The organism is Magnetospirillum sp. UT-4 (assembly GCF_902729435.1).
Taxonomy (GTDB): Bacteria; Pseudomonadota; Alphaproteobacteria; order Rhodospirillales; family Magnetospirillaceae; genus Magnetospirillum.
In genome coordinates this window covers 135,968-149,290 of the sequence record NZ_CACVCG010000112.1, presented here as the reverse complement: position 1 = coordinate 149,290, position 13,323 = coordinate 135,968, and the positions used below count along the sequence as shown (strand labels likewise).

At 66.0% G+C, this 13,323-nt stretch carries 11 protein-coding genes and 1 tRNA gene; 4 read left to right on the top strand and 8 right to left on the bottom strand.

Annotation, left to right across the window (positions count from 1 at the left end; translation table 11 throughout):
- From MTBUT4_RS15160 to MTBUT4_RS15135, 6 genes are all read right to left on the bottom strand, one after another.
- Positions 1–1,687 (bottom strand): tetratricopeptide repeat protein (locus MTBUT4_RS15160; RefSeq protein WP_173980533.1); only part of this gene is annotated, 1,687 nt, incomplete at its 3' end.
- A gap of 24 nt (positions 1,688–1,711) precedes the next feature.
- Entirely contained in the window at positions 1,712–2,356 is a 645-nt protein-coding gene (locus MTBUT4_RS15155) for a hypothetical protein (protein ID WP_173980532.1), read from the bottom strand.
- Positions 2,353–3,576: a GNA1162 family protein gene (locus tag MTBUT4_RS15150; protein WP_254434879.1), complete on the bottom strand. Its 1,224-nt coding sequence runs from the start codon at positions 3,574–3,576 to the stop codon at positions 2,353–2,355. The genes MTBUT4_RS15155 and MTBUT4_RS15150 overlap by 4 nt, the downstream gene beginning before the upstream one ends.
- Before the next feature lie 122 nt (positions 3,577–3,698).
- The gene (locus tag MTBUT4_RS15145) at positions 3,699–4,511 is read right to left on the bottom strand and encodes a DUF4384 domain-containing protein (RefSeq protein ID WP_173980530.1); all 813 of its coding nucleotides are present in this window, start codon (positions 4,509–4,511) and stop codon (positions 3,699–3,701) included.
- An 8-nt stretch (positions 4,512–4,519) separates the two neighbouring features.
- Positions 4,520–6,205: a serine protease gene (locus MTBUT4_RS15140; RefSeq protein WP_254434878.1), complete on the bottom strand. Its 1,686-nt coding sequence runs from the start codon at positions 6,203–6,205 to the stop codon at positions 4,520–4,522.
- Positions 6,206–6,590: 385 nt separating this feature from the next.
- Positions 6,591–6,836 (bottom strand): helix-turn-helix transcriptional regulator, encoded by a 246-nt coding sequence (locus MTBUT4_RS15135; protein ID WP_173980529.1) that lies wholly within the window; start codon positions 6,834–6,836, stop codon positions 6,591–6,593.
- A 106-nt stretch (positions 6,837–6,942) separates the two neighbouring features.
- Here MTBUT4_RS15135 and MTBUT4_RS15130 point away from each other — a divergent pair, with 106 nt between their 5' ends.
- The 3 genes from MTBUT4_RS15130 (at position 6,943) to MTBUT4_RS15120 (ending at position 10,239) form a co-directional block, all read left to right on the top strand.
- On the top strand, positions 6,943–7,584 hold the full coding sequence (locus MTBUT4_RS15130; protein ID WP_173980528.1) for a hypothetical protein: 642 nt from the start codon (positions 6,943–6,945) through the stop codon (positions 7,582–7,584).
- 11 nt (positions 7,585–7,595) lie between these two features.
- Positions 7,596–8,132, top strand: coding sequence for a hypothetical protein (locus MTBUT4_RS15125; protein WP_173980527.1), 537 nt, complete (start codon positions 7,596–7,598; stop codon positions 8,130–8,132).
- Between the two features lie 82 nt (positions 8,133–8,214).
- Complete coding sequence (locus tag MTBUT4_RS15120; protein WP_173980526.1) at positions 8,215–10,239, top strand: AAA family ATPase; 2,025 nt, start codon at positions 8,215–8,217, stop codon at positions 10,237–10,239.
- Between the two features lie 143 nt (positions 10,240–10,382).
- Here MTBUT4_RS15120 and MTBUT4_RS15115 read toward each other — a convergent pair.
- Together MTBUT4_RS15115 and MTBUT4_RS15110 are read right to left on the bottom strand one after the other, a co-directional pair.
- Positions 10,383–10,475 (bottom strand) — tRNA-Ser (locus MTBUT4_RS15115).
- Positions 10,476–10,587: 112 nt separating this feature from the next.
- The gene (locus MTBUT4_RS15110) at positions 10,588–11,208 is read right to left on the bottom strand and encodes a glutathione S-transferase N-terminal domain-containing protein (protein ID WP_173980525.1); all 621 of its coding nucleotides are present in this window, start codon (positions 11,206–11,208) and stop codon (positions 10,588–10,590) included.
- 346 nt (positions 11,209–11,554) lie between these two features.
- Here MTBUT4_RS15110 and leuA point away from each other — a divergent pair, with 346 nt between their 5' ends.
- Positions 11,555–13,216 carry a 2-isopropylmalate synthase gene (gene leuA / locus MTBUT4_RS15105; RefSeq protein WP_173980524.1) on the top strand — a complete coding sequence of 554 codons (1,662 nt, stop codon included), beginning with the start codon at positions 11,555–11,557 and terminating at the stop codon, positions 13,214–13,216.
- Positions 13,217–13,323: the final 107 nt, after the last annotated feature.

Below are 13,323 nucleotides of genomic sequence, written 5' to 3'. Positions count from 1 at the left end.
TAGGACGGGCTAGCGCGTTGGTGGCGTAGTCGTAAAAGCGGCGTGCATCGTTTTCGGCGAACTCGGCTCGGGGGATGCTTTGATAGCCGTCGACGCCGATGATCAGGGCGACCGCATTGGCGCGCTGCTTGGCCTTGGCGCGCCCGGGGTCGAGCGCCGCGAACGATGTTGTGGTCGTCGTGGGCGTTGTACGGGTGACCGTTACGGTGGCTGCGGCCGTTTGACCCCATTCATCGGTCGCCACGAGCCGGATAACAGTTTCGCCAATTGGTACGGCGCGCTTGAAGGAAAACCTGCCATCTGCTTTGAACGGCGCAGAACTGCCGTCGACGGTCAGCGAAACAATGCGTCCGCCCCGTGTCACTTTGCCAGTGACTTCCACGGAGGCGGTTTCGGTACGGAGCGAGGTGGGAACTTGTATTCTTGTTACAAAAGGCTCGGGGGCGCGCGTCTGCGCAAGGCCGACTTTTCTATCGAAGTCAGCCCGCGACATCTTCGTCGCATAGAATCTTCGATAAAGGCCCTCTGCGAGTTCGCTGTCAGAAAGATCTCCGTAGACTGGGTATGCATTGCGAATGTCATCAAGCAGGCCGCCCCTCGGCTCGGCTGGGACGGGAGCGGCGTGCCCATTATCTTGTGATGGCTCTGTAATGCCAGAATCTTCTGCTTTTGGCCTCCACTCGCGTGCCATTTGCTGTGCGCTAGCGATCTGGGCCCCGGACAATTTACTTGCAAGCTTGTCGCGTGCCTGCGTGAGCTTTCCGGCACCATCGTTCTCCGCTGTCGATGCGAGGATGAGCCAATTATATGCTGCAACATAATCCTTCGGGACACCCAGGCCTTCCCAATACATGAGACCAAGATTGAACTGTGCGTGGGCGTCTCCCTGGTCGGCCGCCATGCGGTACCATTTGGCCGCCTCCGAATAATTTTGGGCGACACCCTGGCCTCTATGGTAACTGAGGCCAAGGTTGAACTGGGCCGTGGCGTGCCCCTGGTCGGCCGCCATGCGGCACCATTTGACCGCCTCCGAATAATTTTGAGCGACACCCTGGCCTCTGTGGTAACTGAGGCCAAGGTTGAACTGTGCCCTGGCGTGCCCCTGGTCGGCCGCCATGCGGTACCATTTGGCAGCCTCCGAATAATTTTGGGCGACACCCTGGCCTCTATGGTAACTGAGGCCAAGGTTGAACTGTGCCCAGGCGTGCCCCTGGTCGGCCGCCATGCGGTACCATTTGGCAGCCTCTGGCCAATCCTGCTTCGTCGCGTAAACGTCTCCCAGGTTGCTCTGTGCGGCAGCGCCAACCTCTCCTTTATCCGCAGCGGCCTTACGGTACCATCGGACGGCCTCCGTTAAATCCTGGGGCACGCCACGGCCTCTCTCATACATAACCCCGAGGTTTAGTTGTGCGCGGTGATCTCCCTGGTCGGCAGAGATGCGGTACCAACGCATTGCCGCCGCGAAGTCCTGCGTGACGCCCCGGCCCGATTCATACATGTCCGCGAGGTAAAGCTGGGCATCGACGTGTCCAACTTCGGAGGCGCTGCGGAATAGGGTTAATGCCAAAGCGAAGTCACCGCGGTTGTGTGCCTGCACCCCATCCTCGAAAGGGCCTGCGGTCGAAGCAGACACCTGCCCGATCAGCAAACCGGCGGCTAACAAGCCTGTGGTCATGAGCTTCCGCATGGCATAACCTTCTCTGGCTACGACTTATTCAGCCTTGGGCGTTTCAGACTTGGCCGAGTTCCCGCCGCCGCGGGCCTCGCGAATGTCCTTCTCCAGCTCCTGGAACGCCTTGGAGGCGCGAAGCTTTCCCTGAAGCAGATCGTTCTTCTTCACCTGCTCTACCAGCAGTCGATTGGCGCTGCCCAGCGGATACTGGACCAGCACATAGGCCCGATACTGGCCGCCGGACGGGATCATCTTCCGTTCGGTCACCGCGTAGCCGGTGAGGTTGACCTCGGTGATGAGGTTGCTGGTCACCCGCTCGCTCTCGGTCAGCACCTGGGCATTCTCGCTGGCGCCGCTTTCCGAGATGAACTCCTTCATCTTCGAGGAAAGCCTGCTGTTCACCCGGTCGGCCAGCGACCGCTTGGCCGCCAGGACCGCCTTGTCGAGGGCGAACTGGAGATCGGTCGAAGTGGCGGTGCCCGGGGCGTAGATCGAGAACTCGTCGTTAGGCGGCACGGCGTACCAGGACGGAATCTCCGACACCGAAGCCTTCACGGCGTCGGCACGGGCCTCCTCCTTCTTGGCGGCCTGCTGGGCCGTCCAAGCCGGGGAACCCGGGTCGGGCGAGGCACAGGCCGCGAGGGCCACCGCACCGAGGGCGGCGAAGAGAATCTGGCGGATCATGGGTTCCTCCTGGAGAGATCGGAAAGGGCTGTCTGGATGGATTCGACCTTGGGGCCGACAGGGATGCCGGCGGCCGAAAGCTCGCGGAGATCGCCTAGGGCACGCTCGACCTTGGCGAAGTCGCCGGCCTTCAGGTAGGCCAGCGCCGCCCCGTGGAAGGCGTCGGCGGCCTCCTGCGGCTCCCCGGCGTTGAAATGGAGAACGGCGGTGTTGTACCAGGCGAAGCCATTGCCACGGTCCGCGTCGATCGCCATCCGGTAGGCCGCCAAGGCACGGTCGGGAGCGCCCCGTTCGGTGTTGAGGACACCGAGGGCGTTGAGGGAACGAACATCGCGGCGATCAAGGGCGGCAGCTTTCAGGATGGCCGGTTCGGCCTTCTCGTACTCGCGGTCCAGCATCAGCACCAGGCCCTTGAGCAGCCAGGCGTCACGGTCGTCCGGATTGGCGGCAATAGCCTTCTCGGCTGCCGCCAAGGCTCCCGCATGGTCGCCGGAGCGGAAAAGCCGCTCGCCTTCGGGCAGGCTCTCGCCCTTCGCCGCAGCGACCTTGGCGGGCGGTTCGTCGGCGGGATCGTCGAGGGCGGCCACCTTGTCGTCGGGGATGGTGGAAACCAGCCGGCGGGCGAGATCGTCGGTGACCCTTAGCACCTGCTCGTCGCGGATGTTGTCCACGGCACCGAAGACGCCCATGGCGATGCCGACAGGATCGAGGGGGACGCTGCCGTCCCTGTTCGCGGCAACATGGCGGCCTTCCCAGAGGACGGCACCATCGGCGAGGCGGACCAGCTTCAGGTCGGCACCCACGGTCACGCTCGAATAGATGCCGAGGAAGGTGTTGCCGTACTCGGTGACCTCGCCCTCGATGGCGGCAGAGCACTTCAGGCGCTCGCCGAGGGCCTTGCGGTCGGCGCCGACCTCTGCCATGACGCGGTCGATCCGTTCGGGACGGATGCCCCGCTTCGACTGTGTCGCCAGGTGGGCGTAGAGCGACATCCGGACCTTGGCGGCGTCCTCGGGCTTGGCCTGCGGATCGGCGGGGGTCCTGACCTTCAGCGGCAGGACCGCGATGCAGTCAGGCGGCGATGAGCGATACGTGTCCTTGACCTCGAAGGAAACCACGTTGAAGTCCAACGCCCTTTCTGCCTTCCCGGCCCCGCGGTCGACGAAGGTCGGCGAGGCGCAGGCGGCAAGCAGGGCTGCGGGAACGCCCGCCAGGGCCAACCTTCCGATCTTCCTGCACGTTGCCGACATCGCCGTTCCCCCTTGGCATCCCCACCGCGACGTTCATTCGCCGCGGCGGGTTACCCCTTTTGACGGCAGGCCCCGATTTTTTGACCAAAGAATCATCTGTTGCCCCGAACGATGTTGTAAGCCTTGCGGACGATCCGGCTCTCGTCGCGCGGGATCTCGGCGAGGAGGCGACGGAAGTCGTCCAGCGAATAGGCGTCGCGGAACGGGATCGGCTTCTTGGTGGCGATGACGATGAGGTATTCATCCACCATCTTGCGGCCCGGCGGCATCCCATCGGGAAAAGTCACCTGCATGTCGTACCGCTTGGAGCCGGCCTCGGTCGGCACGGTGACGGTCCGCTCGATGACGCTCACCTGGTCGAAGGTGTTGGGGAAGATGCGGGAGACGCCGCCGTCGTCACGCTGGTACGGCAGCCACTGGAAGACCTGTACCGCCATCTTCTGCGAAGGCGATAGCGTGACCGACAGCTTCTCCCCGTCGCGAAAGACCGGTTGGTTGATGCCGACACCTACGTCGAAGCCGGGATCAGGGCGGCCTTTGGCCACCTGGACGTCAGCCTCGAAGGAGACGATGCATTCGCGGTGGCCGGCGACGTTGGCCACCGACTGCGACGTCCGTCCCCTGATGTCCCTGATATAGCCGTCCACCGTCGACCACAGGGCCGAGTTGCGGGCGCACTCGGCCACGTCCCCCTGCTCGGTGCATCGGAGCGTATCCTCCGCCGAGAAGGTCTCGCCGGTCACCTGGCGGATGGCGTCGGCACGGGCCCGCTCCTCGGCGTTCTGGCAAGCCTCCGCCTCGGGCATGATCGGCGGGAACAGATAGGTGCCGGTGGCCCGCACCCACTCTGCATTGGCCGTGGCGGGAAGCAGGAACAGGCACAGGGCGGCGGCGGCCTTCCTCATCGCACTCCTCACTTCCGTGCCGCGATCAGGACGGCACGGGGAAGCATCTGCTGATACAGGTCCTCCAGGCTCATCTCGGGGGCGGCGGCCTTTTCGGAGGCAATCGGCTTGCCGAGGAAGCGGACAACCCGGCCTGCCTTGATGCCGAAGTTCATGTCCTCGGGGAGCGTCCCGGACTTCTTCATGATCTCGGCGGTGTCCATCTTGCCGACGGCAACGCCGATGAGGCGGCCGCGGCGGTCGAACACGGGGCCGCCCGAGTTGCCCTTGTTCAGCTTTGCGGTGAGTTGGAACATCGTCGGGTCGTTGGCGAGGCCGGCCGTCTTGGCGACGATGCCTTCGGTCAGGGCGGGCTGCTCGTCGCCGAGGATGCCGATCAGCGGGTAGCCCATGACGATGGCCGCACGCCCCGGGGCGGGTTCCACGATGTCGGACAGCGGCAGGGCGGCGCCGTCCGGGAACGGCCTGTCCATCTCCAGCAGGGCGAGGTCGTCCTCCTGCGAGACCTTGACCACCCGAGCAGTGCGGACGTGCCCGGTGCCGTTGCGGACGGCGATCTCCCGCGTTCCCTCGATCACGTGCCGGTTCGTGACGATCTGCCGCCCGCCCTCCAGCACGATTCCGCTGCCGGTCATGATCGGGGTGCCTGGCTCAAACGGCAGGGGTTCCGGCCTGGGCAGGACGGCGGCCTGCACCACCTTGCGGGCAGGCGGTGGGGGAAGCGGGGCGGCCTCGACGGGAGGACGGGGCTGGGCCTGCGGCGGCGGAGGCTCGGGCTTCGGCTCCTTGGCCTTCGGGGCCGCATCCGGCTTGGGGGCGGGCGCGTCGGGCTCCGCCCTTCCGTCAAGCTCGGGCGTGGGTGCTTTGGTGGGCTGGGCCTTGAGTCTGCCGGCGGGATTGACCGCCTTCAGCCAGGCGGCCATGGCATCGGCACGCCCGGTCTGTCCGCGTTCGGAATAGAGTTGAGCAGCAAGTGTCCTCGCCTCGACAGCCTCGGCCGTCCTGCCGGCCGACCACAGGAACTGGCCGAGATGGTCGTGGGCCATGGCGGAGGCCGGATAGCGACCGAGGAAGCCCTCCAGCTCGCTTACGGCAGCCGCCGGGCCTTCCTGCTGGGCGACGTAGCGGCCAAGGATGATCGCCACATCCTCGGAATCGGGGCGGTCCCGCTGCAGGCGACGAAGACGGGCCATGGCCTCGCCGGCCTTGCCCAGTCGCTGGTCCACTCGGGCGAGCACCAGGTGGGCGGCCACGAGGTCGGGATCGGCCTTGAGGGCCATCGACGCTTCGGAGCGGGCCTTGGTCAGCTTGCCGAGGGCGAGGTTCGCTTCGGCCAGCCCTAGCTGGGCCTCCCCATCGTCCAGAGAGGCGAAAGAGACCTGCTCGAAGAATTCAGTAGCCTTGGCAGGCTTGCCTAGGGACAGGTAAATGCGGCCCATCAGCAGGGCGATCCGGTCCTCCGGCACGGAGCCGTCCAGCCTCTTCAGGACATCGACCGCCTGCTCGAACCGTTCGGCGTCGATCAGTCCGCGGGCAAGCTCGATCGAAGGTTTCGGATCTTGAGCCGCCGACAGGGCGGGCGCGAGAAGGCCAGCTCCCAGCAGGAGCGTCAAGGCCATCTGGCCGATCGTTTGCCTGGTAAATGCCATGCTGCCTTCCCCTTGGGGGCGCCGATCCAGAACCACCGCGATCATACGCGGTAATCATCGTCACCATAAGACGGCACGACCCGATTTTTTTGGCGGTGTTTTCTTGAATGACGACGCCCTGGCCACTGATCGGGACCCGGCGTGGGAGCGTGGCAGGGACAAGCCCTTTTGACCGCTTCATGTGAAAGCCGCCTAACGTTCTATGACACGCCAAGTTATTGGCTCCCCACCGTGCCTCGTTCCAGAACGCCTGCGTCCTCAGTCAGAGTTGGAGGACGGGAGTACAGGGGTAAAGACGGGGCGATGTTGTGCCGATGTGGTGTCGTCTTGCTCCGATACGACACCCAAACGCGTCATATGCGCGCGGATTGGGACCGAATTCATGTTGTCGAACCTGGGGGGAACCGGTGCCCTCCGGAACCCAGGTCGATCAATCGGCGACCCTTCTCTCCCGGAACCTGACCCCGACGCCGCCGCCGTTCTCGGGGATGAACTCTATGCCAGCATCTTCAAGGGTCGCTTCGATATCACGCAGAGTTCGGTGATAGGGGGTCCTCGCACCTCGCTCAAAATCGGCCAGGGTCTGCTTCCCAACCTTAGCGCGGTCTGCCAACTCTTGCTGAGAGAAACCCAATAGCGCCCGAGCGGCGCGGGACTGGGCCGGTGTTATAGGCATTTGGCACAACCTCATTCTTTTTTATTGACGTTGAGGTGAAGCTGATAGAATATATTGATGTTAGCCGATTGTGGTCGGCCAGCACAACGCTATCGGAGATCGCCCAATGTACCCACTCCAAGACACCCTCCCCACCGCCACCACCGTGATGCGGGCGCCCCACAGGCATCTTCCCCGCATCCTCCATCAGCAACTCGGCGGCACTCCGCGGGCGTACTGCGATGCCGAGCTGCTGGCCGACCGCATCCAGTCCGATGACATCGTGATCGATGACGTGTCCGTCGCATGGCGTCCCGCTCTCGATGAGACCCTTCTCGATATCCTCCTGGCCGATGAACCGGGCCAGTACGAATCGCTGGAGCATCGCCACCTCAAGGTTCACGCCAGGGTCCTGGCGCTGGCCACCTGCCCGACGGCGCGGCTGGAGCCCGAATCCTTGATCACCGGAGCCCGCCCGTCGCTGCGTGCGGACCTGGTTTCGTGGAATCCCTACGGAATCCGCCATGCCTTCGAATGCGGCGTGCTCGACGGCCGCCACGTCCTGGCTCAATTGGAGGAAGGGGTGGGCTGGGTCACGGTGTTGCCCTTCGCCGGACTTGGGGTCCCCTTCCTTCGCGCCTACACCTTCCGCCGTTCCGGGAACCCACCCCTGCCGGCCATCACTGTGGCGGAGGCCAAGATCGCCTGGCAGAACCTCCGCGACCGCAGCGAAGGGCATTCTCACCCTGCCGCAACCTTGGCGGCCTGACGGAGGCGCTCATGACGATTGTCCTGCATCGGCCCGTTCGCATCCGCGACATCGAGGCTCTCCGTAGTCAGCTGGGACTGTCCGCCGCAGACATGGCATGGCTGCTGGGGATCGTCCCCGCCAAGTGGTGCGCGATGTTTCTCCAGGCGCGGCTCGCGCCGGAGTCGTGGGCGGAGCCGTGCCACGCCCTCCTGGTCCGCTGGCTGAGCCGGCATCCGGAGCAAAGCCCGACTTTGTATCCGCCGACCGCCGGCGATTTCCTGCTCGGCCTGCGCCGGGTGGGCGGCAACGTGACCTTGCGTGCGGTTGCCCTGGCGCTGGGCCGGGACCCATCCGCCGGGTATCGCTGGTTCCGGAACGGCGCCCCGGTCGGCCCGGATGGGCGGCGCGCCATCGCCCTGATCCACGATGCCATGCCCGCCCGGTTCGCCGCCAATTGGTCGGAATGGCGTAGCAACATGGAAACCGAGGCGGACCTCCGCGGCATCGACCTTCGCCATCCGGCCGGCTGGTCTCTGCGACGGCAAGCGCAGGAGTTCGCCTTGTGATCCCCCATCGGTTCCACAGCCCCTTATCCTGACGCACTGGCGAGGCCGGCGCGTCCACCCACCGACGCACGGAGATTCCGCCATGAACGCCAACCACACCGCTGCCAAACCCATCTTCGACCAGGACGAATTCGACGGGCTCCCCATCGAGGACGACGACATTCCGGCCCCGGCCCTGGATATGCCCCTGCCACCTCGCAACCCGGCCCAGGTCGCCGCCGATTGTGTCCTGGCGGCCGCTCTCGAGCCGCTGCCGCCTCTGCCGCCCGCCGGCCTGGGCTTGGCGGTGGTGATCGAGGTTCCCGATGGCACATGGGTTGGCCCTGTCGCCGAGGCTTGGCAACGTCGATTCGAGACTGGCGGGATTCACTTCGTCTCCTCCGACAGCGCGACCTATCGATGGAATACCGCTGCGCCGGATCGGCGATGCCTGATGTTCCTGCACAGGGTGACGGGGAGGAAGGGGGGCCGCTCCGACGACGACGGCGCGGTGGCCGCCACCCTGGTGGCCGGAGGCTCGGTATTGGGGGTCTCCCCCGACCCCCAGCGAGACCTTCCATCGGATCTGCTGCGGGCCGCCGACCTCCACATTCCCGTTCCCCCGCTCGACGCCGGCCAGCTGGCCGCAATCGTCGCCGAGATCGCCGGGGCGCCGCCGACAGCCCAATTGGACGGCGATTTCGCCCGGCGGGTTATGATCCCTGACCTCTGCCTGGCCCGCCGGCCGGGTGAGGGCGCGGATTCGTTCGTGGCGCGGCTGACCCGCCTGGTGGAGGCCAGGACACCGGTACCCGGCCTGACCCTTGATCATCTGCATGGCATGAACGAAGCCAGGACCTGGGGAATGATGCTGGCCAAGGACCTCGACGAATACCGGTCCGGGCGGATTCCGTGGGCGGCGCTCGATAAGGGCTGCCTTCTGTACGGCCCGCCCGGGACCGGCAAGACCACCTTTGCCCGGGCACTGGCGGGATCGTGCGGCATTCCCCTGGTTTCCGCCTCGCTCGCCCAGTGGCAGGCGGCCGGCCACCTTGGCGACCTGCTGAAATCGATGCGGGCGACATTCGATGCCGCCAAGGCGGCCGCCCCGGCCATCCTGTTCGTCGATGAGGTCGATGGCTTCGGCAACCGGACCAGCTTTCGGTCGGAATACAAGGATTACAGTGTCCAGGTGGTCAATGGCTTCCTCGAGTTGCTCGACGGCATCACCGGCCGCGAGGGTGTCATCGTGGTGGCCGCCTGCAACCACCCTGAACGGCTCGACCCGGCCATCGTGCGGTCAGGGCGCCTTGAGCGCCGGGTCGCAATCCCCCTGCCGGACAGGCCCTCGATTGAGGGCATCTTCCGGCATCATCTGGACGGCGACCTTGAACAGGCCGATCTCGGTGATGTCAGCACTCTCGCACTCGGTGGGAGCGGAGCGGATGTCGAAAAGTGGGTCCGCGGTGCGCGACGCCGGGCCCGTGCGGATCGTCGCGGGCTGACCGTCGAGGACCTCGTCGGCGAAATCCGCGGTTCCGCCCGCGCGGTCCCGCCCGCTCAGCTCCGCCGCTGCGCCATCCATGAAGCCGGCCATGCCCTGGTCCTGGCGCTGCACAGGCCCGAGATGTTGATCTGTGCCACCATCCGCCAGACGGAGAGGACAGGAGGCGGAGTGACGATCGATCTGGAACAGGGGGGCCTCGAAACCCGTGAGGACATTCAGCTCTTTCTGACCCATCTGCTCGCCGGCCGCGCCGCGGAAGAAGTGCTGCTGGGCAACGTTTCCGCCGGTGCCGGCGGCGACGCCACTTCCGACCTGGCACGCGCGACCGCGCTTGCCGTCGGCGCCGTAACCGCGCTGGGTTTGGGCGAGGAGCGCCCGCTGCTGTGGCGGGGAATGCCGGCCGCCGATGCCGTCGGCCGCATGCTCGGTGCCGACCCCGTACTCGCGAGGACGGTCGAGGCCATGCTGGCCGAAGCCTACGCGGTCGCCAGCGACCTTGTCGCCGCCAACACAAAGAGCGTCGAAGGTATCGTTGCGCAGTTGATCGAACGCGAGACCTTGGACCGTGAGCAGATCATTGCCGCGGTGAGCCGGGCTCGGGCCGCCTTTGACAGCGCATAGGGTTATTTCAACGCTGATGGCCAGCGGCGCAGCCCCAAGATGGGGCAGGCCCGCCCCCTTGCCCCACTAATGCCCCACGAGGATTTCAACATGCGTCAACGCTGATCAACCGGGATCAACGCTAACACATTGAAAAAGAAAGGTGGCGGAGGGAGAGGGATTCGAACCCTCGGTAGGGGTTGACCCCCTACGACGGTTTAGCAAACCGTTGGTTTAAGCCACTCACCCATCCCTCCGCGCGGGAAAGTGCGGCCGTCTCGCGGCCGGTGGCTGGACGGACGTTTCTAGCGGAGCGCCTTGCCAGCGTCAACCGCGAAGCGCTGGGTTCAGGCGGGAACCCGGTCGGGTTCAGGCCGGAACGGCCATGCCGCGGGCCACCGCCGGGCGGGCGGCGACGGCATCCTGCCAGCGTTTGACGCTGGGGAAGTCGGCGGCGAGATCGACGCCCTGCCAGTCCGAGCGCTGACACCACGGGTAGATGGCCATGTCGGCGATGGAATAGGCGCCGGCGACGTATTCGACCTCGGCCAGGCGCTTGTCCAGAACGCCGTAGAGGCGGCGCGTCTCCTTGCTGTAGCGGTCCACCGCATAGGGTACCGGTTCGGGGGCGAACCGGCGGAAGTGGTGGGTCTGGCCGAACATCGGGCCGATGCCGCCCATCTGGAACATCAGCCATTGCAGCACCTGGTAGCGGCCCACCGCATCGGCCGGCATGAACAGGCCGGTCTTGTCGGCCAGATACACCAGGATGGCTCCCGATTCGAACAAGGCCAGCGGCCGCCCGTCCGGCCCCTGGGGGTCGACGATGGCCGGGATCTTGGAATTGGGGTTGATGGCGACGTAATCGGGGCCGAACTGGTCGCCCTTGGAGATGTCGATGGGATGGACCCGATAGGGCAGGCCGCATTCCTCCAGCATGATGCTGACCTTGCGGCCGTTGGGGGTGCTCCAGGTGTAGAGGTCGATCATGCCGGGTCTCCTCGCTCCGCCCTCAGCAAGATAGGCCGTATCGTCGCGATTGACGAGGCCCGCCCGGCTCTGGCACAGTCCGTGGCATGACCACTTCGACCTTCGCCCTGCTGCTCCTTACCGGCCCGGTGTCGTAGACGACGCCGGGGTTTCGCGTATCCGCATCCAGCAGCCGTTCGTTCGAGGGTCCCATGTCTTCCAACCGCTTCGTCACCACCAACGCCTTCATCGCGTCGCCGCGACTTATGCGCGGCCGCCGGATCTAGCGCGCCCGCGGGCGCCCGGCGGCCGGACCCGGACCGCGTCACCAGCAGCGACAGACGACGACAGACAAGGAATGACGGCCATGAAGACCGCCGCCCACAGCAAGTACCGCCCCTACCCCGCCATCCGCCTGCGGGACCGCACCTGGCCCGACGCGGTGATCACCCGGCCGCCGGCCTGGTGCAGCGTCGATCTGCGCGACGGCAACCAGGCCCTGATCGACCCCATGGACACGCCCAAGAAGATGCGGCTGTGGAACGTCCTGGTCGGCATGGGCTTCAAGGAGATCGAGGTCGGCTTCCCCGCCGCCTCGCAGACCGATTTCGACTTCGTCCGCCACCTGATCGAGGGCGGTCACATCCCCGACGACGTCACCATCCAGATCCTGACCCAGTCGCGCGAGGACCTGATCCGGCGCAGCTTCGAGGCCGTCGCCGGGGCCAAGTCGGTCATCGTGCACCTGTACAACTCGACCTCGGAGGTGCAGCGCCGGGTGGTGTTCGGCTTCGACCGCCAGGGCTGCGTCGAGCTGGCCCTGGCCGGCACCGGGCTGGTGCGCGAGCTGTCGGCGGCCCGCCCCGAGGGCGAGGTGCGCTTCCAGTACAGCCCGGAAAGCTTCACCGGCACCGAGCCCGACTTCGCCGTCGAGATCGTCGAGGCGGTCGCCACCGCCTGGGGCGCCGCCCCGGGGCGCGAGATGATCGTCAACCTGCCGGCCACGGTGGAGATGAGCACCCCCAACGCCTATGCCGACGTCATCGAGTGGTTCTGCCGCACGGTGAAGGATCGCGCCAATTTGATCGTCTCGGTCCATCCCCACAACGACCGCGGCACCGGCGTGGCGGCGGCCGAGCTGGCGGTGATGGCCGGCGCCGACCGGGTGGAAGGCACCCTGTTCGGCAACGGCGAGCGCACCGGCAACGTCGATATCTGCACCCTGGCGCTGAACCTGTTCACGCAAGGCATCGATCCCGGGCTGGACCTGTCCGACATCGACACCGTGCGCCGGACCGCCGAGGACTGCACCGGCATCGACGTCCATCCCCGCCATCCCTATGCCGGGGCGCTGGTCTACACCGCCTTCTCGGGCTCGCACCAGGACGCCATCAACAAGGGCTTCAAGGCCCGCGAGAAGGCCAACAGCGCCCAGTGGGAGGTGCCCTACCTGCCCATCGACCCGGCCGATGTGGGCCGTACCTACGAGGCGGTGATCCGCATCAACAGCCAGTCGGGCAAGGGCGGCGTCGCCTTCCTGCTGGAGCGCGATTACGGCCTGGAACTGCCCAAGCCCATGCAGGCCGATTTCGCCCGCGCGGTGCAGCACATGGCCGACGCGCAGGGTCGCGAGCTGGGTTCGGCCGAATTGTACCAGCTGTTCCGCGACACCTATCTGCAGCCCGGCCGCATCCAGGTGGTGGATTATTCCACCGTGCCGGTGTCCATCAAGGGCCAGCGGGCGCTGACCGCCACCCTGGCGGTGGAGGGCCGCGAGACGGTGGTGCAGGGCGTGGGCGCCGGCCCGGTCGACGCCTTCGTCCACGCGCTGGAGAAGGACATGGGGCTGAAGGTGGCGGTCAAGGACTACCACGAGCACGCCATCGGCTCCGGCTCCGAGGCCCAGGCCGCCTGTTACGTGGCGGTGGCCGGCCCTGACGGAACGGTGGTCCACGGCGCCGCCACCGACGACAACGTCACCATGGCGGCGCTGATGGCGGTGGCGGGAGCGGTCAACCGGATGCGGTAGGTAAGCCGGGACGTCCCAGATGCCCGAGCCATTTCGTCACGGCTGATGGGGATTCATTCTTAGAAAACAATGAAGTACACAATCTCTGAGCGGCTGGACCTAGAGAT